Source organism: Enterobacter sp. BIDMC93 (assembly GCF_001037805.1).
Classification (GTDB): domain Bacteria; phylum Pseudomonadota; class Gammaproteobacteria; order Enterobacterales; family Enterobacteriaceae; genus Enterobacter; species Enterobacter hormaechei_C.
This window is the reverse complement of sequence record NZ_KQ089962.1, coordinates 2,845,721-2,864,809: the sequence shown is the minus strand read 5'-3', so window position 1 is coordinate 2,864,809 and position 19,089 is coordinate 2,845,721. Positions and strand designations below refer to the sequence as shown.

Annotated in this window: 19 protein-coding genes; 10 read left to right on the top strand and 9 right to left on the bottom strand. The window is 54.2% G+C overall.

What is annotated here, in order from left to right; genetic code table 11:
• Positions 1-249: 249 nt before the first annotated feature.
• Complete coding sequence (locus SK58_RS13425; RefSeq protein ID WP_048220071.1) at positions 250-1,707, top strand: EAL domain-containing protein; 1,458 nt, start codon at positions 250-252, stop codon at positions 1,705-1,707.
• A gap of 84 nt (positions 1,708-1,791) precedes the next feature.
• Here the strand turns inward: SK58_RS13425 and SK58_RS13420 are convergent, their stop codons facing one another.
• The 6 genes from SK58_RS13420 to SK58_RS22390 all read right to left on the bottom strand — a co-directional run bounded on the left by SK58_RS13420 (position 1,792) and on the right by SK58_RS22390 (position 4,655).
• Positions 1,792-2,070 carry a biofilm development regulator YmgB/AriR family protein gene (locus tag SK58_RS13420; RefSeq protein WP_017384011.1) on the bottom strand — a complete coding sequence of 93 codons (279 nt, stop codon included), beginning with the start codon at positions 2,068-2,070 and terminating at the stop codon, positions 1,792-1,794.
• 23 nt (positions 2,071-2,093) lie between these two features.
• Positions 2,094-2,393, bottom strand: coding sequence for a hypothetical protein (locus SK58_RS13415; RefSeq protein ID WP_017693452.1), 300 nt, complete (start codon positions 2,391-2,393; stop codon positions 2,094-2,096).
• A gap of 119 nt (positions 2,394-2,512) precedes the next feature.
• Positions 2,513-2,752 carry a regulatory protein YcgZ gene (gene ycgZ / locus SK58_RS13410; protein WP_003857265.1) on the bottom strand — a complete coding sequence of 80 codons (240 nt, stop codon included), beginning with the start codon at positions 2,750-2,752 and terminating at the stop codon, positions 2,513-2,515.
• 187 nt (positions 2,753-2,939) lie between these two features.
• Complete coding sequence (locus SK58_RS13405; protein ID WP_003857263.1) at positions 2,940-3,212, bottom strand: ElaB/YgaM/YqjD family protein; 273 nt, start codon at positions 3,210-3,212, stop codon at positions 2,940-2,942.
• Positions 3,213-3,380: 168 nt separating this feature from the next.
• Positions 3,381-4,004 carry a hypothetical protein gene (locus tag SK58_RS13400; protein WP_048220070.1) on the bottom strand — a complete coding sequence of 208 codons (624 nt, stop codon included), beginning with the start codon at positions 4,002-4,004 and terminating at the stop codon, positions 3,381-3,383.
• A 339-nt stretch (positions 4,005-4,343) separates the two neighbouring features.
• Complete coding sequence (locus SK58_RS22390; protein ID WP_075262150.1) at positions 4,344-4,655, bottom strand: hypothetical protein; 312 nt, start codon at positions 4,653-4,655, stop codon at positions 4,344-4,346.
• A 605-nt stretch (positions 4,656-5,260) separates the two neighbouring features.
• Between SK58_RS22390 and SK58_RS13395 the strand changes: the two genes are divergently transcribed.
• From SK58_RS13395 to SK58_RS13385, 3 genes are all read left to right on the top strand, one after another.
• A complete protein-coding gene (locus SK58_RS13395) occupies positions 5,261-5,536 on the top strand; it encodes a metal/formaldehyde-sensitive transcriptional repressor (protein WP_032104106.1) in 276 nt (91 codons plus the stop codon).
• A gap of 32 nt (positions 5,537-5,568) precedes the next feature.
• Positions 5,569-6,687 carry an S-(hydroxymethyl)glutathione dehydrogenase/class III alcohol dehydrogenase gene (locus SK58_RS13390; protein ID WP_047741297.1) on the top strand — a complete coding sequence of 373 codons (1,119 nt, stop codon included), beginning with the start codon at positions 5,569-5,571 and terminating at the stop codon, positions 6,685-6,687.
• A gap of 159 nt (positions 6,688-6,846) precedes the next feature.
• Positions 6,847-8,538 (top strand): methyl-accepting chemotaxis protein, encoded by a 1,692-nt coding sequence (locus SK58_RS13385; RefSeq protein WP_032648265.1) that lies wholly within the window; start codon positions 6,847-6,849, stop codon positions 8,536-8,538.
• A 41-nt stretch (positions 8,539-8,579) separates the two neighbouring features.
• Here SK58_RS13385 and SK58_RS13380 read toward each other — a convergent pair whose 3' ends face one another.
• Positions 8,580-9,503, bottom strand: a complete 924-nt coding sequence (locus SK58_RS13380; protein ID WP_003857247.1) for a LysR substrate-binding domain-containing protein — start codon at positions 9,501-9,503, stop codon at positions 8,580-8,582.
• A gap of 227 nt (positions 9,504-9,730) precedes the next feature.
• Here SK58_RS13380 and SK58_RS13375 point away from each other — a divergent pair, with 227 nt between their 5' ends.
• A complete protein-coding gene (locus SK58_RS13375; RefSeq protein ID WP_017384005.1) occupies positions 9,731-11,074 on the top strand; it encodes a 2-oxoadipate dioxygenase/decarboxylase HglS in 1,344 nt (447 codons plus the stop codon).
• Positions 11,075-11,116: 42 nt separating this feature from the next.
• Positions 11,117-12,622, top strand: coding sequence for a carboxylesterase/lipase family protein (locus tag SK58_RS13370; RefSeq protein WP_048220069.1), 1,506 nt, complete (start codon positions 11,117-11,119; stop codon positions 12,620-12,622).
• Here SK58_RS13370 and SK58_RS13365 read toward each other — a convergent pair.
• A complete protein-coding gene (locus tag SK58_RS13365) occupies positions 12,609-13,451 on the bottom strand; it encodes a LysR family transcriptional regulator (protein ID WP_015570561.1) in 843 nt (280 codons plus the stop codon). The genes SK58_RS13370 and SK58_RS13365 overlap by 14 nt on opposite strands.
• 113 nt (positions 13,452-13,564) lie before the next feature.
• Here SK58_RS13365 and SK58_RS13360 point away from each other — a divergent pair, with 113 nt between their 5' ends.
• The 4 genes from SK58_RS13360 (at position 13,565) to rimL (ending at position 18,038) form a co-directional block, all read left to right on the top strand.
• Complete coding sequence (locus tag SK58_RS13360; protein WP_048220068.1) at positions 13,565-14,734, top strand: pyridoxal phosphate-dependent aminotransferase; 1,170 nt, start codon at positions 13,565-13,567, stop codon at positions 14,732-14,734.
• A gap of 10 nt (positions 14,735-14,744) precedes the next feature.
• A complete protein-coding gene (locus SK58_RS13355; RefSeq protein WP_003857237.1) occupies positions 14,745-15,518 on the top strand; it encodes an ABC transporter substrate-binding protein in 774 nt (257 codons plus the stop codon).
• Between the two features lie 229 nt (positions 15,519-15,747).
• The gene (locus SK58_RS13350) at positions 15,748-17,403 is read left to right on the top strand and encodes a glucan biosynthesis protein D (protein ID WP_017384001.1); all 1,656 of its coding nucleotides are present in this window, start codon (positions 15,748-15,750) and stop codon (positions 17,401-17,403) included.
• A 95-nt stretch (positions 17,404-17,498) separates the two neighbouring features.
• Positions 17,499-18,038 carry a 50S ribosomal protein L7/L12-serine acetyltransferase gene (rimL, locus tag SK58_RS13345; RefSeq protein WP_048220067.1) on the top strand — a complete coding sequence of 180 codons (540 nt, stop codon included), beginning with the start codon at positions 17,499-17,501 and terminating at the stop codon, positions 18,036-18,038.
• Here rimL and ydcK read toward each other — a convergent pair.
• Entirely contained in the window at positions 18,033-19,013 is a 981-nt protein-coding gene (ydcK, locus tag SK58_RS13340) for a YdcK family protein (protein WP_048220066.1), read from the bottom strand. The genes rimL and ydcK overlap by 6 nt on opposite strands.
• Between the last annotated feature and the right edge of the window lie 76 nt (positions 19,014-19,089).

Below are 19,089 nucleotides of genomic sequence, written 5' to 3'. Positions count from 1 at the left end.
GTGTCCGGTCTTCTTTTTCGGAATTTTCATTATACCTTGTGAAGTGCATATTTACTGTCGTTATATGAAAAGAAAGTAATATTTATACTGCATATGGATGAGTGGGTTGATTAACGCAAAGATGTTCCCGCGCATAACATTGATAACGGTTTATTAACCAAATGGGGTGCGGTAAAATTATTCAATGCGACAAAGAATATTGGCTTTAATCACATTTGGGAATGATATTTACATTCTCAGGAGCAGGTTATGTCTCAAAATTTACCTTTTATGCAAAGTACATGCTACAAGCAACGATTCGTTATTTCAGCCTGCGGTTTCACCTTCGAGGGGTATAGCCTGCTTCTCAAGTCTCGTGGCGTAAACGTCACGCGGCTCCATTTTGAAGATGATGAAGTTTGCTCAGGTGATGTGCAAAAAATGATGCAAAATCAACAGCCTGAGATTTCTGTTTTTCTTGGTCGCGACGTGACTGCCTTTCTTGAAAGCCTGAAACGGTTGGTCTCGGTTCTGAATGCACTGCCGGTTATTTGTAGCGTGACCCTGTATGGTGCAATACCAGAAAGGTGGCTTTATGCCACGCTGAAAAGTCTCGTTAATAATACCAGATCGTTGTCGAGGATCAGGGTGGCGAATATTTCAGAGGTAATGAATTGTGTAGAGAGTATTTCTGATGTGCATGCCGATTCGTCACGTTTATTGCGTGAAGGACCTGAGAAGGAAGGTAAGGAAAGCCTGCATGGTTTAACAAAACGTGAGTTAACCGTATTGCTGAATTTTTATCGGGGTATTTCGATAAAAGAGCAGTCAGCGAGGTTAGGGTTGTCAGATAAAACCATTTATACCCATCGGAAAGTGGGGTTGAGTAAATTATATCTTATCAGAGTGTGGTTTAGCGATGCACGTGTCTTAAGGGATGAGGTCTGTGCAGTAAAGAACAAAGCGCAGGGGTTTTCGGAAGCAGAAATAAATATATTGCAGGCGTTACATAAGCGGGAAATCTTTGCGGCTTATCAAATTATTACCGATAGCGATAAAAAAGGAGTAGGCTTTGAAATTCTGCTGCGCTGGCATAAAAACGGTCAGGTCCTGAAACCAGGCCAATTTCTGGATGGGATAAAAAATGGCGAAATTTGGCTCAAGCTGACGGCGTTAGTCATTCACGCGGCCGTATCAGGTATCAACAGATACAATGGAAAATATTATTTTTCGGTTAATATTCCTCCTCAACTGGCTGCTGGGAACGCGCTGCCGGGAATGGCGAAAAAAGCCGTTGAAATGTTACTGAAACCGCAGTGGGCCGGGAAACTTGTCTTCGAATTAGCTGAAACCATTGATGTAACAAAGGATCCAAATATTCCTGTCACTCTCCAGCGTTTACGCGCCGAGGGATGCCGGCTGTTTCTGGATGATTGCTTTTCCAGAAATTACGCTATGTTACCCATCCGACAGATTAATGTTGATGGACTGAAGCTTGACCGTGATATAGTTGAGCACTTTGTTGCTAACGACAATGACAATAGCATTATTAAAGCGATACAGATATACAGCGACATGACGGGAAGGGAATGCGTTGCGGAAGGCGTCGATAGCGAAGAAAAATTTGAAAAACTTGTCGCATTAGGGGTTAAGCGCTTCCAGGGATATTATCTTTCCCGGGCGGTTAAAGAAGATGAGCTGGATCGAATGGTACGGCTATTTAGTTAATGGCTTCACTATACTGGTGGTACGACAGACTTAACTCTTCGACCACCAGCAAAAACAGTCACTCACCAGGGCAATAATCTGTTATCAGATATCATCGCGCGTAAAACCGACAACAATTTCAAGCGTGTTTCGAATGACATCGCAGGCTTCGGGCTCCTCGGTAATTTCGAGGGCGTGAATCAGTTGCAGGATAATCTCTTTATTTGAGAGATTGTCACCGGTCAGCATAATACAGCGTATTGCCGAGCCCAACACTTCAACCTCACCACTGAGATGCTTTCCAGCATTAAGAAAATGTTCCGCCAGTTCTTTATCGTGCAGGGCTTCAAAATTATACGTCTGCTGCATAATCGCTTTACTCATGGTGGTCACCGTTTCGGTTAAAATTAGTGTTTCTTGTCTGGGGTCAGAAGCGTGTTGTGAGTAAAGAGAGAGCGCATGCGCCCAATTTCATAATCGCCCATCACTCTTCCCCGGTCGTGCGAGACGCCGGTTACACGCTGGCGCACTTCATCTTCAGCGGCAATCAATGCATTTTTACGTTCATCATTTGATTCAACATTAGCCATCGCCCGCAGGCGATTAGCAAGAGACACAAAGGTAATAGGTCCGTTCTCTTTCAGTATGGATAATACGGCCTCACCGATAAGGTCATCCTTAAGTCGTTCAAATTTAGTTCTATGCATAGCTTCAATCTCACTCTGCTACACGCAGGAGGCTGTAGCATGGGGTTAGTCATCGCATTCAGGAGCTCTATTCTCACTCAGCATGACTAACTTAGTAAGTTAAAAAAACAGTGTTCAGGTTAACGCTCGAAGAAGAGGGCTATCAGACCGTTATAGTGCGCTTTCTCAACGTCAGACGTTGACTCTTCAATTCTGCGCAACAGCTTTGTACAGATTGTCATTCTGCTCAGTTGTACATTTTCTTTGATGATCTCACTGACGATAGCACCAAGGGTTTCCTGCTGTGTTGGGACATTATCCTTGTTAAAATACAAGGTGATAGCGCTTTCTGCTGTAGAGGGAGCATGGTTGCGACGCATAATTTTCCACCGTTAACAAACAATTTTGTAACATCAGTGGCATTGAATTTATACTATTCGATCAAATCTGTACATTAAAATTGTACAACTTTTCACATGGATCGTGTTTTTGTCAGGAAAACTATCAACAATAGGGGGGGAAAGAGCAGGAAAGAGGGGAAAAGGAAAGGCCCCGAAGGGCCTGAAATTATTTACGTCCCAGCAGAAGTCCCAGAACGATACCTACCGCACCCGCAGCGATTAAGCCCGTTAAGGGATTGTTTCTGACGGCTTCAGTGACATCCGAGACGGCATCACTGGCCTGGGCAGCATATTTTTTCGCTGCACCTTTCACCTGGTGTTTAGGGGAATCAACGAATTCACCAAACTGCTGCTGCGCAGAGCCGGATAATTCATCAAGTTTGTTTTTGGCTTTATCGCCAGCGTACTGTGCATTTTTATCAGTGTCGAAATCAGACATTCCAGCCTCCTTTTGTTGGTAGTCTAAGAATAGACGCTGATTGCAGCAGTGAGCGAGAATTCGCTGAATTCGACGGCAGATTGCCCCTTTTTAGGACATGTCTTTCTTACATGACCACCATAACGTCCAAAAAATGTCGTTGATAAATATTTCCCTCGCCATCTTTCTCTACGCAGCGCGAAGAGACTGTTTCTGCCGTGCGTGAGTGTGAAAGGTAACGTAATAGCCAAGGGATGCGGCCAGGCACAGCATATAGCCGAATGATTCCGAACCTTCCTCCACGGCGTTTTTCACGACACGCATATAGCCATGCTCCAGGATGTCGTGCCACAGCACCTGCATTCCAAAGAGGCGGGAGAAGACCAGTACAGCCAGCAGGCCGCTCAACAGAATGCCGTACCAGGGGGATTGGGTATATTTTGCCAGCTGTACCAGGGTAGCGCGAAAATGCATAACGGGGCGAATTAACGCCAGCAGAGCCGTAATCAGCGCGAACCACACCCAACTCCCATGAGAAATGAGATCAAAAAGCGCGTCCAGTTCACGAATTAGCATTGTCAGGAAAAATCCGCCCACCAGAATATTACAGTAACGCATGGATTCGTCCATTTTCGCCAGACGAAAATGGAGAAAGACAATAGTCGCTAATACCGTTTCCTGCATAATTTCGGTCAGTGATAATTCCGGAATATCATGGCCGACAAACCGCATATCAACCCAAAGACACAGTACGATAAGTGCGCAAGCGGCCGCTGCGCCAACGAAGAATAAAAAGCTCTTTAGTACAATCATTAACACCACCATTTTGTTTGTAGCGAATATGTTAGGTGACGAGAATGTTATTTCTGTTCACATTGTGCCATATAAGTGCGGATTTTTAACATTTTGAGCTAAATAGGGTTGGTCACGACGAGACGAAAGCGTAAATATCGTCAGCCTCGTCTGTGCTGTTTAGGCGGGCGCTGTCATTACGGAGGGTGCCTTCAGGCAATGGGATGTTAGGGTATTGAGTGACCAGTGAGAGGTGGAAAACACAGCTGCGGAACTATCTTGTCGATGTTTTTTTAAGAACGAACTCTGATAGAGAAAGCGTTCAGTTCCACAAAAAATGCTGTTTCTCCACCCTGGCAATTATTTTTCTTCTGTGTACTCACCTTTTGATTTCAGTTTACCTCTAACAAGGTTGCCGCAACTGGTTGCATTCTGTAAACTCTGATCGTTTACAATAGAGGACCGAGATTTTAAAACTTCGTTGTAAGCATCTTTAACTTTCGGACTGACTGTTGCAGCAAAACTATCTGGTGGAAAGTTACCCAAAGGTTCTTTGTCACCGCTTAAGGCCTTAGCACAAGCATTATTAATTTGGTCATCAATGCTTAATTGATTTGCGTTAGCAGATAACGAAAAAGCTAAAACCAAAGAGGCGAGAACAATTCTTTTCATACTTAGTCATTCCTTAATGATGAAGCGTTGTGATCCGAATTCAATTTGTAAAACCCAATTGTGATAGTAATATTTATCAAAGTGTATAGAAATTCTATTAGATAAACCGGATCCGAACCAGTTTCAGCAATGTTTTCTGTCCGAACATGCTGTATCCGACTTATTTTTTTACTGCAGGCTAAATGTTATCAAAGATAAATATATCCAACATGTATTAGTCTATTCTTTTTCGTATTCTTATGACACCTACATTCTTTAGTGGGGGGTAGTGTGCTTGCACAAGTCTTTAAAAGTAGGATTTTTAAGGGAGAATGACGTTGTATGACTTCATCTGTACCACACTTGCATTACACTTAATAACAAGAACAACCAACACGTTAATTTTAAAGGGACAGTGCATGTCTGCCATGGATTTATCCAATCTACTTTTCGCTCATGACGCACCTGATTGCCCACTTCTGGTATATCAGCGAGTCACCAATATTAACTCCAGACGCTGATTTTTCACATTACCTACGGCTCTACTTAAAACCCACACTAAACTTCATGTTTACATAAAATCGTATTAACAGATACAATACCCCCCTATAGTATCAGGAGGGCGTATGCCGCATTCACCCGAAGATAAAAAACGTATTATGACCCGCGTCCGCCGCATTCGGGGCCAGGTTGATGCCCTTGAACGCGCCCTGGAATCGGGCGATCCCTGTCTCGCCATTTTGCAGCAAATTGCCGCCGTGCGCGGCGCTGCCAATGGTCTGATGGGGGAAATGGTCGAAATTCACCTCAAAGATGAGCTGGTGACGGGGGAGACCACCCCGGATCAGCGGGCAGTGCGGATGGCGGAAGTCGGCCATTTACTGCGCTCTTATCTAAAATAAACCCACACACCTCACAACAAGGGAAAGACATCATGAAATCTCGCGCAGCTGTCGCGTTCGGCCCAGGCCAGCCGCTGAAAATCGTTGAAATTGATGTTGCTCCGCCGAAGAAAGGCGAAGTGCTGATCAAAATTACCCACACCGGCGTTTGCCATACCGATGCGTTTACCCTGTCCGGTGACGATCCGGAAGGCATATTCCCGGCGGTGCTCGGCCACGAAGGGGGCGGTGTGGTGGTGGAAGTGGGTGAAGGCGTCACCAGCCTGAAGCCCGGCGACCATGTGATCCCGCTCTACACCGCAGAGTGCGGCGAGTGTAAGTTCTGCAAATCCGGCAAAACTAACCTCTGCCAGGCCGTGCGCGCCACGCAGGGCAAAGGACTTATGCCGGACGGCACCACCCGTTTCTCCTATAACGGCGAGCCCATTTATCACTACATGGGTACCAGCACCTTCAGCGAATACACGGTGTGCGCCGAGATCTCACTGGCGAAAGTGAATCCGCAGGCCCCGCTGGATAAAGTCTGTCTGCTCGGCTGCGGTGTCACCACCGGTATCGGCGCGGTGCATAACACGGCGAAAGTGAAAGAGGGGGACACCGTGGCGGTGTTCGGCCTGGGCGGGATCGGTCTGGCGGTTATCCAGGGCGCGGTACAGGCGAAAGCTGGGCGTATCATTGCTGTGGACACCAACCCGGAGAAATTTAAGCTCGCAGGTGAGATGGGGGCGACCGACTTTATCAACCCGAAAGACTACGACAAACCGGTTCAGGACGTGATCGTTGAGCTGACCGATGGCGGCGTGGACTTTAGCTTCGAATGTATCGGCAACGTCAACGTAATGCGCTCAGCGCTGGAGTGCTGCCACAAAGGCTGGGGCGAGAGCATCATTATCGGTGTGGCCGGCGCGGGTCAGGAGATCAAAACCCGTCCCTTCCAGCTGGTGACAGGGCGCGTATGGCGCGGGTCAGCATTTGGCGGCGTGAAAGGCCGTACTCAGCTGCCGGGCATGGTTGAAGATGCGATGGTCGGTAAAATTCAGCTTGATCCGTTCATTACGCACCGCCTGCCGCTGGAGCAGATCAACGAAGCCTTCGATCTGATGCACGAAGGAAAATCCATTCGCACTGTTATCCATTTCGGCGACAACTGATTATTCTGCCAGCGGTTTTTTCCGCTGGCATTTCTTCCCTGATCTTCTCTAAAGTGTGACCTGTCCGGCGCTTTTAGACGTAATTTAATTCCCTGGCGTGCCGATGACTCTTTTACAGGCGTGTTATTACGCATCTTACCTATAAGAGAGTCGACGGTCATGGACAACACAACATCGATGCAGGCGCAGCCTAAGCTGAGTTTCTTGCATCACATCCGGCTGGTTCCGCTGTTTTCCTCCATTCTCGGTGGCATTATTCTCCTGTTTGCATTGAGCTCGGGTCTGGCAGGCTATTTCCTGCTCCAGGCCGATAACGATCAGCAGGATGTCACGGCAGAAATCCAGGTGCGCACCGGTCTGTCAAACAGTTCCAACCATTTACGTACCGCCCGTATCAACATGATCCACGCGGGGGCGGCGAGCCGTATCGCGGAGATGGAGGCGATGAAACAAAACATCGCTGAGGCTGAGATCCGCATCAGGCAGTCGCAGGATGGATTTGCCGCCTATATGAAGCGCACCGTTCGCACCCCGGCTGATGAAGCGCTGGATGGCGATCTGAAAGCCCGCTATGACGCCTACATCGCCGGTATGCAGCCGATGCTGAAATATGCCAAAAATGGCATGTTTGAAGCCATTATTAACCACGAAAATGAGACCGCGCGTCCGCTGGACGATGCCTATAACGCGGTGCTGCTGAAGGCGATAAAAATCCGCACCGAACGCGCCAACGCGCTGACGGCACAGGCTCACACCCGCACCCGGCTGGGGCTGATGTTTATGTTCGGCGCGTTTGGCCTGGCGCTGGCGCTGGCGGTGATCACCTTTGTGGTGCTGCGCCGTACGGTGATAAACCCGCTCCAGCGAGCCGCTACGCGTATCGAAAATATCGCAAAAGGCGATTTGACCATGCCGGACGAACCGACCGGACGCAGCGAAATTGGCCGCCTGACGCGCGATCTGCAAACGATGCAGCACGCGCTGGTGACAACCGTGGGCACCGTGCGGCAAGGGGCGGAGGAGATCTATCGTGGAACCAGCGAGATCTCCGCGGGTAACACCGATCTCTCTTCCCGTACCGAGCAGCAGGCGGCGGCGATTGAACAGACGGCGGCCAGCATGGAGCAGCTCACCGCGACGGTGAAACAGAACGCCGATAACGCGCATCATGCGAGTAAACTGGCAGAAGATGCCTCCGGTAAGGCCAGCCGCGGGGGGCAGATGGTCTCCGGCGTGGTGAAAACCATGGGTAATATTTCCACCAGCTCGAAGAAGATCTCTGAAATTACCGCCGTGATTAACAGTATCGCGTTCCAGACCAATATTCTGGCGCTCAACGCGGCGGTCGAGGCGGCGCGTGCGGGTGAACAGGGACGCGGCTTTGCGGTCGTGGCGAGTGAAGTCCGCACCCTGGCAAGCCGCAGCGCGAATGCGGCGAAAGAGATTGAAAGCCTGATTAATGAATCTGTGTCGCTTATCGATCAGGGTTCCGGGGAAGTGGTTGCGGCGGGCAATACCATGAATGAGATCGTCGAGGCGGTTAAACGCGTCACCGATATTATGCTGGAGATTGCAGCGGCGTCCGATGAGCAGAGCCGCGGCATTGTTCAGGTGAGCCAGGCGATTTCCGAGATGGACAAGGTGACGCAGCAGAATGCCTCGCTGGTGGAAGAAGCTTCTGCGGCGGCGGCCTCGCTGGAAGAGCAGGGCGCACGTCTGACGGAGGCTGTTGGCGCGTTTCGTCTCATCGGGGCAGGGGCTGGACGGACTACAGCCCCTGCAACCGCAGCGAAATCCGCGCCTTTAACCCCGGCGGCGGCCGTCTCAGGTGATAACTGGGAAACGTTCTGAGTAAGACAGACCCGCCCTCGCGGCGGGTTCTGCGTTTAGGGTCAGAGAGGCATTGATTTACGAATGGCGCTTAACAGCGTTTGGGCGCCTTCAGAGAGCGGGGCATCTACCCGCGTCAGGATCCCAATCGGTTCTCCCGCGCCGGGCGATGTTACCGGCAGCGCCGTAAGCACACCGCGTCGCAGATCGTCCTTCACCGCGCCGGACGGCACAAACCACACGTAGTCGTAATCCACCGTAAGCTGGCGCGACAGCGACGCCGAGAGCGTTTCAATACACCCGGAAGGCAGGGTGCAGCCCTGCATTTGCAGCAACGCTTCCGCATTCTGACGCGGAACGGTTCCTTTTGGTGAGACCACCACCGGCCACTCCATCACGCGGCTCAGGGTCACGGTGTCCTGCAACAGGGGATGATTCGGACGCACGACCAGCTTCAGCGATTCCAGGAACAGCAGCTCGTAATTCAGGCCACTCATCAGTTCCGGATCGGACATCCGCCCAATGCCCAGATCCAGCTCGCCTGACTTCAGGCCCGCCAGCAGCATGGTGTTATTCATGGTCGCGACCTGAAGCGTGGCGTGCTTTTGCTGACGGTGGAACTGGCCGATCGCCGCAGGCAGTATGCCCAGCGCCGCCGTTGGCAGCGCGCCCACGCGCACGATGTCGCTGGCCGGTTCCTCTTTACGGTTTAACGCCTGACCGGCGGTATTGAGGGCATCGAGAACTTTAACGGCATGCGTCAGGAACTGCTCACCCACGAGCGTAAGCTGAGCCCCCAGACGGCCGCGATCGAACAGGCGGGTTCCGGTAAGCTGTTCCAGTTCGTTCAGCGTTTTGGATAGTGCAGGCTGACTGAGGTTAAGGGTTTCAGCCGCTCGCCCCAGCGTTCCCTGTTGAGCGACGGCCACAAAAGTATGCAAATGGCGCAAGCGTATGCGCTGACTGAACAGACCATTTTTTTCCATAGGCGATGTTAAAAACAGAGCGACGCGGGTGACAAGTTAAGATGTTTGAATTTGATAACCTGATAGCAAAATATTTTTAACATTTGATCTATTTGAGTTACAACCGTTTTTCGAAAATGCCCACGCTTTGACCACTGGTCTGCCTGGATCACAATTCGTAAATTCTTCCCAACGAAAGGAACGGGCTTCTCTACACTCCAGGTAGTATTCACTGGAGGCATGACATCATGGCGAACACCATCACGGCTGATGATATTCGGGAACACTTTTCGCAGGCTATGTCGGCGATGTACCAGCAGGAAGTTCCGCAGTACGGCACCTTGCTGGAACTGGTGGCGGACGTTAACCTGGCGGTTCTGGAAAATAACCCACTTTTACATGAACAACTGGCAAACGCAGACGAACTGGCGCGCCTGAATGTTGAACGTCACGGTGCGATCCGCGTTGGCACCGCGCAGGAGCTTTCCACCCTGCGCCGGATCTTCGCCATTATGGGCATGTACCCGGTCAGCTATTACGATCTCTCCCAGGCGGGCGTGCCCGTCCACTCGACGGCGTTTCGTCCGACAGACGATGCGGCGCTCTGCCGTAATCCGTTTCGCATTTTTACCTCGCTGCTGCGCCTTGAGCTGATTGAAAACGTTGCGCTGCGCGAAAGGGCGGCGGAGATCCTCTCCCGGCGCAACATCTTTACGCCGCGCTGCCTGGAACTGATCGACCTGCATGATGCGCAGGGACACTTTACTGAGGCACAGGCGCGCGAATTTGTGCAGGAAGCCCTGGAAACCTTCCGCTGGCATCGCCATGCGACGGTCGATCAGGAAACCTATCTGGCGCTGAGCAACGAACATCGCCTGATTGCCGACGTGGTCTGTTTCCCGGGGTGTCATATAAACCATCTCACGCCGCGCACGCTGGATATCGACCGGGTGCAGGAGCTAATGCCGAAGTACGGCATTGAGCCGAAAATTCTGATTGAAGGCCCGCCGCGCCGCGAGGTGCCGATCCTCCTGCGCCAGACCAGCTTTAAGGCGCTGGAGGAGCCGGTGCTTTTCGCGGGAGAACACAAGGGCACCCATACCGCGCGTTTCGGTGAGATTGAGCAGCGCGGTGTGGCCCTTACGCCGAAAGGGCGCGAGCTGTACGACAGTCTGTTAAATCAGGCCGGGACCGGCAAAGACAACCTGACCCACCAGCTTCACCTGCGCGAGATCTTCAGCGCCTTCCCGGACAGCGAAATGTTCCTGCGCCGTCAGCGGCTGGCTTATTTCCGCTACCGTCTGACCCCGACAGGTGAGGCGCATCGCCACGCATTTCGTCCCGGCGACGATCCGCAGCCGCTGATCGAACGCGGCTGGGTTGTGGCACAGCCCATCACCTACGAGGATTTTCTGCCCGTCAGTGCGGCGGGGATCTTCCAGTCGAATCTTGGCAATGAAACGCAGGCGCGCAGCCACGGCAATGCCAGCCGCAATGCCTTCGAAGCCGCGCTCGGCTGTGCGGTGTACGACGAGTTTTCGCTTTACGAGGAGGCGGAAGCGCGCAGCAAACAGCGTTGCGGTTTGCTCTGAAACCGTTACTCTGCAAGGGTGTGATGGAAAAAGAAGGTTGGTATGGAAAATCCCTCCGCCCCTGTGGTTGAAACGCGCCAGGGCGCATTGATTGGTTTTACTGAAGGCGATACTCACGTGTGGTGCGGCATTCCCTATGCGGCACCGCCCGTAGGCCAGTGGCGCTGGCGCTCCCCGCGTCCCCCCGCGCGCTGGGATGGCGTACGTCCGGCGACGGCGTTCTCCGCCTCCAGCTGGCAGAGCAGCGAAAGCTGTCAGGAGCTGGGCGGCGGCGATCCCGGCCAGTTCTCTGAAGACTGCCTGTACCTTAACGTCTGGTCGCCAGTCGCACGCGCCGATCCGCTTCCGGTGATGGTCTGGCTGCACGGCGGAGGATTTACCCTCGGCGCTGGCGGGCTGCCTCCGTATAACGGCAGGGCGCTGGCGAAGCGCGGCACGGTGGTGGTGACGATCAATTACCGTCTCGGACACCTCGGCTTTTTTGCCCATCCGGCGCTGGAGGGGGAAGAAGAGCGCGTGGTGCATAACTTTGCGCTGCTCGATCAGATCCAGGCCCTGGAATGGGTGCGCGATAACATCGCCTCGTTCGGCGGCGATCCTGAGAACATCACCGTATTTGGCGAGTCGGCCGGCGCGCGCAGCGTGCTGTCGCTGATGGCCTCTCCGCTTGCGCGAGGACTGTTCCATAAAGCCATTGTGCAAAGCGGGTACACGCTGCCCGACACCCCACGCGGGCAGGCCATGCATAAAGGCGAAGCGATTGCCGCCCATTTCGGCCTGCACAATGCCACCGCGGAACAGCTTCGCGCGATCCCGCCTGAGGCGTTCTGGCCGCTGACCTCGCCGCTGAATATCGCCCCTGCGCCCATCGTGGGGGATTGCGTTTTGCCTGAGGCCATGCTCGACGTCTTTTTCGCGGCCCGCCAGCATCCTGTACCGGTGATGATTGGGTCAAACAGCGACGAAGCCAGCGTGATGTCGGTGTTCGGGGTCGATCTGGCCGGGCAGATCCAGAAGCTTCGCCGCGAGCGGCGCTTTGGCCTGGGGCTGATTAAGCTGCTTTATCCTGGCGTGAAGGGCGATGAGGAACTTGGCAGGCAGGTATGCCGCGACATGGCCTTCACAACCATGGGATACGTGGTGATGCAGGCGCAGCAGCGGGCGGGCGGCCTGTGCTGGCGATACTGGTTTGATTATGTGGCCGAAGCGGAGCACGCGACGTACATCAACGGCGCCTGGCACGGCAACGAAGTGCCCTACGTGTTCGATACCCTTGGACAGGTGGAACCCTCGCGGCAGTATGTAAATGAACGCGATCTGGCCTTCGCCGCTCAGGTGGCGGACTACTGGGTGAACTTCGCCCGGGATGCGGGGGCTCGCGATAGCCTGGCAGGGCCCACGCGCTGGCCCGCCTGCCGGAAAGGGCGGGACGTGCTGTTACGTATCGGTGTGAATAAACATGCAGGTTTTCGGCTTGAAAACCGCTTCATGCGTGCCCGTATGAGCCTCTTCAAACGGGTGATGAAACACCACGTCAGCCTCGACTGAGCAAACAGGCGCGAAACGCATCCAGCCCGTTTTCCGGGCCGGGTGCGTCGCGTAATACCAGCCGGTAGCTCGCCCCCGTCTTTATGCTTGTGTCAAAAGGCCGCATCAGCCGTCCGGCGCGCACGTCCTCCTCCACCAGCGTTTCATCCGCGATGGCGATGCCCAGCCCCTGAATGGCGGCGGTAATGGCCAGATCCATGGTTTCGAAGTGTTGATTTTTGAGCATAGCTGGCGGCGGACCCGGCTGTTTCGCCAGCCACAGCGTCCAGTCCGTTTTGTCCCGCGTGGGGTGAAGGAAGGTGAGAGTTTCCAGCGCAGAACCGGCCCGTACCGGGCTCATCACCGGGGTTAAGGCCTCTTCGAACAGCAGATCGCCGGCGCTCATGTGTGTCCCAAACACAATCGCCGCGTCACAGGATTCGGTTTTGAAATTGACGTTATGATCGGTGGTGGTGGTCAGCGCAATCTGGAGTTCCGGCTGTTCGCGCTCCACCTGTAGCAGACGCGGCACCAGCCAGCGCATCGCGCAGGTAGGCGCTTTCAGACGAATAACGGTCTGGTGCGTTCGTGCCTGTTCAGCAACGTTCAGCAGGTGCTCAAACGCAGATTGCAGCTCCGGCAGCAGGGCGCTTCCCTGAGAGGAGAGACGCAGGCCGCGCGCATGGCGCTCGAACAGCGGGAAGCCGAACCAGCTTTCCAGCGAAGCGATTTTGCGGCTTACCGCCCCCTGCGTCAGACAAAGCTCCCTGGCGGCATGGGTAAGATTCAGGTGACGCGCGGTCACGATGAACGTCTCTACGGCATTGAGCGGAAATGAACGACGCGACATATCTCACCTTAGCTATGCGTTTTTGTTATGGCTATTATGACAACAATTCGATTGTCCCGGCAATGAAGTTGTTGTTTGAATAGTTATGCATTCACCACGAGAAGGGACAGAGGATGACTTTGAAAACGCCGGTGCAGACACGATCCAAATTGCCCGATGTGGGAACCACCATTTTTACCGTTATCGGCCAGCTTTCAGCCCGGCATAACGCCATCAACCTTTCTCAGGGTGCGCCGAATTTTTCCTGCGACCCAAAACTTATCACCGGCGTGACCCGCGCCATGGAGGCAGGGCATAACCAGTACGCCTCCATGACCGGGCTGCAACCGCTCAGGGAGCGCATTGCGGACAAAATTGCCACGCTCTATGGCACGCGCTATGACCCGGCGAGTGAGGTACTGGTGACCGCCAGCGCCAGCGAAGGGCTTTACTCAGCCATCAGCGGCCTGGTTCATCCTGGGGATGAGGTGATCTATTTCGAGCCCTCCTTTGACAGCTATGCGCCGATTGTGCGTCTGCAAGGGGCGACGCCGATTGCCATTAAGCTGACGGTACCGGATTTTGCTGTGAACTGGGATGAAGTACGGGCGGCTATTACCCCGCGCACGCGGATGATCATCGTCAATACGCCGCACAACCCGAGCGGACAGGTGTTTTCAGCCGCCGATCTGCACCAGCTGGCAGCGCTGACGCGCCACACCGACATCATCATTTTGTCTGACGAAGTGTACGAGCACGTCGTTTTTGATGGCGAACCGCACCACGGAATGGCGACGCACCCGCAGCTGGCGGAGCGCAGCGTGATTATTTCTTCTTTCGGAAAAACCTATCACGTCACCGGCTGGCGCGTGGGTTATTGTGTGGCACCCGCGGAGCTGATGGATGAGATATGTAAAGTCCATCAATTTTTAATGTTCTCGGCCGATACGCCGATGCAGTACGCGTTTGCCGAACACATGACCGATCCGCAAACCTGGCTGTCACTGGCGGCGTTTTATCAGCGCAAGCGCGATCTGCTGCAAAGTTTGCTCGCCGACTCACCGTTCAGGCTGCTACCAAGTGCCGGTTCGTTCTTCCTGCTGGCGGATTACAGAGGCTTTAGCGACGAGCGCGACAGCGAGATGGTGAAAAGGCTGATTGTCGAGTACGGGGTTGCCACCATTCCGCTGTCGGCGTTTTATGCCGATGGCACGGACAATAAGTTAATCCGTCTCTCTTTTGCGAAAGATGAGGCGACGTTACGGGCAGGTGCCCAGGCCCTTTGTCGGGTTACACCACGTTAAGGAATTTGAGATGAAATTACGCGCGTTAGTTGTCGGCATGGGACTGTTGTGTTCATTCTCGTCGTTTGCCGCTACCGAGTTGCGATACGGGCTGGAAGCGGAATATCCGCCGTTTGAAAGCCGCAATGCGTCAGGGGAGCTGGAAGGGTTTGACGTAGAGCTGGGAAATGCCATCTGTAAAGCCGCCGCGCTGAAGTGCAGCTGGGTTGAAACCTCGTTTGATGCGTTGATCCCCGGTCTGGTGGCGAAAAAGTTCGACGCCATAAACTCGGCGATGAACATCACCGAACAGCGTCGCAAAAGCATTGATTTCACCCAGCCCATCTATCGCATTCCCTCCCAGCTGGTGGGCAAAGCCGGTTCTGCGGTAGAGGCTACCCCCGAAGGGCTGAAGGGCAAAACCATCGGCGTTCTTCAGGGTTCAATTCAGGAAACTTACGCCAAAGAGCACTGGGAAAAGCACGGTGTCACCGTGGTGTCTTATAAAGATCAGAATATGGCCTGGGGAGATCTGCTGAATGGCCGCATCGATGCCTCGCTGGTCATGTCAGCGGCCGGGCAGGCAGGTTTCCTCAGTAAGCCGCAGGGTAAAGGGTTTGGCTTTATCGGCAAACCGGTGTCGGACGACACCATCCTCGGCAGTGGGATCGGCTTTGGGCTGCGTAAGGGGGATGAGGCCACCAAAAAGCAGCTTGATGCCGCAATTGATAAAGTACGTGCCGACGGCACGATCGCTAAACTGGCTGATAAGTACTTCCCGGGTATCGATGTCAGCGTAAAATAACCGCCTCGTTGGTCCCGGCTGTTGATGTCCAGCCGGGACACTTTATACATAACTTTACCCCTTTTTCAGGCCGTTCTGGTCGACAGAAAATATTTCTCGGTTTGTTCAGATAATCACCCGCCAACAATTGGATTCTTAACCGTTTTTGTTTAGGCTGTGCGTTCTTTCTTGCCGTCATTTCGCTGCGCGCGAAACTCATTCACACGACCATAAGGACGTTTTCTCAGGCATGAATCGCAGACGTTTTCTCAAAGGTTCCCTGGCAATGGCTGCCCTGAGCGGCACTTCTGGCCTTGCTTCTCTGTTTTCCCAGGCGGCGTATGCTGCTGACTCCGACATTGCCGACGGTCAGAGCCGTCGCTTTGACTTCTCTGTTCTGCAATCCATGGCGCACGATCTGGCGAAAACCGCGTGGGGCGGTGCGCCGCGTCCGCTGCCGGAAACGCTGGCCACCATGACGCCGCAGGCGTACAACGCCATCCGTTACGATGAGAAGCAGTCGCTGTGGAATAACATTGAAGGCCGTCAGCTGGACGCCCAGTTCTTCCATATGGGGATGGGGTTCCGCCGCCGCGTGCGCATGTTCTCGCTGGATCAAACCACCTCTCAGGCGCGTGAGATCCACTTCCGGCCTGAGCTGTTCAGCTACGGCGATACGGGCGTGGATACCCGCCAGCTTGAAGGGCAGAGCGACCTCGGCTTCGCCGGATTCCGCGTCTTTAAAGCGCCGGAGCTGGCGCGACGCGATATCGTTTCGTTCCTGGGCGCGAGCTACTTCCGCGCGGTGGATGATACCTACCAGTACGGCCTCTCCGCGCGTGGTCTGGCGGTGGATACCTTTACCGACACCCCGGAAGAGTTCCCGGATTTCACCTCCTTCTGGTTTGAAACCGTGAAGCCGGGTGATACCACCTTTACCGTCTATGCGCTGCTGGACAGCCCGAGCATTACTGGTGCCTATAAGTTTGTGATCCACTGTGAGAAGAGCCAGGTGATCATGGACGTTGAAAACCATCTCTATGCGCGCAAAGACATCAAGCAGCTCGGCATCTCGCCAATGACCAGCATGTTTAGCTGCGGCAACAACGAACGCCGCATGTGCGACACCATTCATCCGCAGATCCACGATTCAGACCGCCTGGCGATGTGGCGCGGTAACGGGGAGTGGATCTGCCGGCCGCTGAACAACCCGCAAAAGCTGCAATTTAACGCCTACCTGGATAAAAACCCGAAGGGCTTTGGTTTGTTGCAGCTTGACCGTGACTTCTCTCATTACCAGGACGTCATGGGCTGGTATAACAAGCGACCAAGCCTGTGGGTCGAGCCGCGCAACAACTGGGGGAAAGGTTCCATTGCCCTGATGGAGATCCCGACAACCGGCGAGACGCTCGATAACGTGGTCTGCTTCTGGCAGCCAGAGAAACCGGTGCAGGCGGGTGATGAGCTGGACTTCAAATACCGTCTCTACTGGAGCGCGCAGCCGCCGGTGCGTTCCCCGCTGGCAAACGTCTACGCCACCCGTACCGGTATGGGTGGCTTCCCGGAGGGCTGGGCGCCGGGTGAAAATTACCCGAAAGTGTGGGCCCGTCGCTTTGCCATTGACTTCGTCGGAGGCGATCTGAAGGCCGCCGCACCGAAGGGCATTGAGCCGGTGATCACCCTGTCCAGCGGTGAAGCGAAGCAGGTGGAGATCCTCTACGTCGAGCCGTTCGACGGATATCGCATTCTGTTTGACTGGTATCCAACCTCTGACTCCACCGAGCCGGTGGATATGCGCCTGTTCCTGCGCTGTCAGGGCGATGCCATCAGCGAGACCTGGCTGTACCAGTACTTCCCGCCCGCGCCGGACAAACGTAACTACGTTGACGACCGGATCATGCGCTAGTCCTAATGGGTTTGTGCCGGGTGGCGACCCGGCCTGCTCTGGACGCATTTGTAGGCCGGGTAAGCGTTAGCGCCACCCGGCAATTAAGAGGCACCATGTCTTCAGAAATCATCCCCGTTAACCAGGAAATCGAGCTTCGCGCCGTCGAAGAGCGCTATACCACCGATCTGCATAACCTCGTAATCAAAAACAAAACCTGGCTGCAAACCGCCTTCGACTGGGCGCAGCATGTCGGCAGCGAGGAGGACACGCGCCGTAACGTGCAGAGCAACCAGATGCTGCACCAGCGCGGTTACGCAAAAATGTTCCTGATTTTTATGAATGACGAATTGGTAGGCGTGCTCTCCTTCAACGCGATCGAGCCTGCGAATAAGGCCGGATACATCGGCTACTGGCTCGACGAAGCGCATCAGGGGCAGGGCATTCTCTCTCAGGCGCTCCAGGCGTTTATGCGCTATTACGTTGAGCGCGGCGAGATCCGCCGCTTTGTGATCAAGTGTCGCGTGGATAACCAGAGCAGTAACCGGGTGGCGCAGCGCAACGGTTTCACGCTGGAAGGTTGTTTGCGGGAAGCGGAAATGCTCAACGGTCGCTACGATGACGTGAACCTGTACGCCAGAATCTTCACGCTATAGCGCCCCCAGCAGCGGCGTCCGGGTGATCCGCGTGTCGCCGTTGATCACTTTGGCTCCCCGGACGTGAATGCTTTCACCCTCCAGCGCCTCGATAACCGCATCGTCCGTTATTTCCACCTGATGCTCAATCAGGACATCGCCGCTGATACGCGCCCGCCCCTGAATGACCACTTTGTCATCAATCAGGAGCGGCCCGCCGCGTAACCACGCCTCGCCGCCTATTAATACGTGGTGTTTAATGACGCAGTTGCCTTCGACGAGGGCGTTTTCCGCGACCTGTGAACTGTACCGCACGGTCGGGATGGCATCATCCTCCAGACCGGCCAGCAGACGGGCGTTGCCGTACACTTTGGCGCAGTCGCACACCCAGACGTTATTCAGCGCGTTGCCCTCAATAATGGCGCGATCGAACACCTCGGCGCGGTGCTCAACAAAGGCCCAGGTCACCATGGCATCGCCGTAGATTTGCGCCTGATGCACAATACGCGACTGGCTGACCGTGGCTCTGTCATAGATTTGCAGGATCTGCTCACGGTCGGGTGTCAGCCCTTTGGCTGCAATCACCAGGCTGTTATGCAGCACCCGCGCATCACCCGCGATACGGCATTCCCCGCGTACGGTGGAGTGCTGAATGGTGACGTTGTCACTTATTACCGCCCCGTGACTCACCTCTGCCGCGTCAAGCCAGCCGTTGCCGCCAACGTGTGCGCGGTGGCTTACGATGCAGGGTTGGGTGAGGCGGGCGTTACCGGATATCCTGGCCCCGGCAAACACCACGCTGTTTTCATCGTAAACCCAGCAATCCCCATCCTGGGCGAGCGCGTGTTCATCCTCAACCCAACCGCCTTTAGTCCCGCTGGTCACATCGTTAAAATCCTTCACGGCAATAATTTGTCTGAGAGGCGTTGTGCACGGCGTTGATCCGTCCTGCCAGCGCCAGAGACGCGTTTCATTGCTAAGCCGATATTTTGTCATCGTGTTATCCCTGAAAAGCCTTTCAATAAACGTAGCAAAGTTTTGGTTTTTCGAAGTGCTGGCGTCCGCACAGGAA

Coding starts and splice junctions, on each gene's coding strand:
- SK58_RS13425 (WP_048220071.1), top strand. CDS start 250: ATGTCTCAAAATTTACCTTTTATGCAAAGTACATGCTACAAGCAACGA.
- SK58_RS13420 (WP_017384011.1), bottom strand. CDS start 2,070: ATGAGTAAAGCGATTATGCAGCAGACGTATAATTTTGAAGCCCTGCAC.
- SK58_RS13415 (WP_017693452.1), bottom strand. CDS start 2,393: ATGCATAGAACTAAATTTGAACGACTTAAGGATGACCTTATCGGTGAG.
- ycgZ (WP_003857265.1), bottom strand. CDS start 2,752: ATGCGTCGCAACCATGCTCCCTCTACAGCAGAAAGCGCTATCACCTTG.
- SK58_RS13405 (WP_003857263.1), bottom strand. CDS start 3,212: ATGTCTGATTTCGACACTGATAAAAATGCACAGTACGCTGGCGATAAA.
- SK58_RS13400 (WP_048220070.1), bottom strand. CDS start 4,004: ATGATTGTACTAAAGAGCTTTTTATTCTTCGTTGGCGCAGCGGCCGCT.
- SK58_RS22390 (WP_075262150.1), bottom strand. CDS start 4,655: ATGAAAAGAATTGTTCTCGCCTCTTTGGTTTTAGCTTTTTCGTTATCT.
- SK58_RS13395 (WP_032104106.1), top strand. CDS start 5,261: ATGCCGCATTCACCCGAAGATAAAAAACGTATTATGACCCGCGTCCGC.
- SK58_RS13390 (WP_047741297.1), top strand. CDS start 5,569: ATGAAATCTCGCGCAGCTGTCGCGTTCGGCCCAGGCCAGCCGCTGAAA.
- SK58_RS13385 (WP_032648265.1), top strand. CDS start 6,847: ATGGACAACACAACATCGATGCAGGCGCAGCCTAAGCTGAGTTTCTTG.
- SK58_RS13380 (WP_003857247.1), bottom strand. CDS start 9,503: ATGGAAAAAAATGGTCTGTTCAGTCAGCGCATACGCTTGCGCCATTTG.
- SK58_RS13375 (WP_017384005.1), top strand. CDS start 9,731: ATGGCGAACACCATCACGGCTGATGATATTCGGGAACACTTTTCGCAG.
- SK58_RS13370 (WP_048220069.1), top strand. CDS start 11,117: ATGGAAAATCCCTCCGCCCCTGTGGTTGAAACGCGCCAGGGCGCATTG.
- SK58_RS13365 (WP_015570561.1), bottom strand. CDS start 13,451: ATGTCGCGTCGTTCATTTCCGCTCAATGCCGTAGAGACGTTCATCGTG.
- SK58_RS13360 (WP_048220068.1), top strand. CDS start 13,565: ATGACTTTGAAAACGCCGGTGCAGACACGATCCAAATTGCCCGATGTG.
- SK58_RS13355 (WP_003857237.1), top strand. CDS start 14,745: ATGAAATTACGCGCGTTAGTTGTCGGCATGGGACTGTTGTGTTCATTC.
- SK58_RS13350 (WP_017384001.1), top strand. CDS start 15,748: ATGAATCGCAGACGTTTTCTCAAAGGTTCCCTGGCAATGGCTGCCCTG.
- rimL (WP_048220067.1), top strand. CDS start 17,499: ATGTCTTCAGAAATCATCCCCGTTAACCAGGAAATCGAGCTTCGCGCC.
- ydcK (WP_048220066.1), bottom strand. CDS start 19,013: ATGACAAAATATCGGCTTAGCAATGAAACGCGTCTCTGGCGCTGGCAG.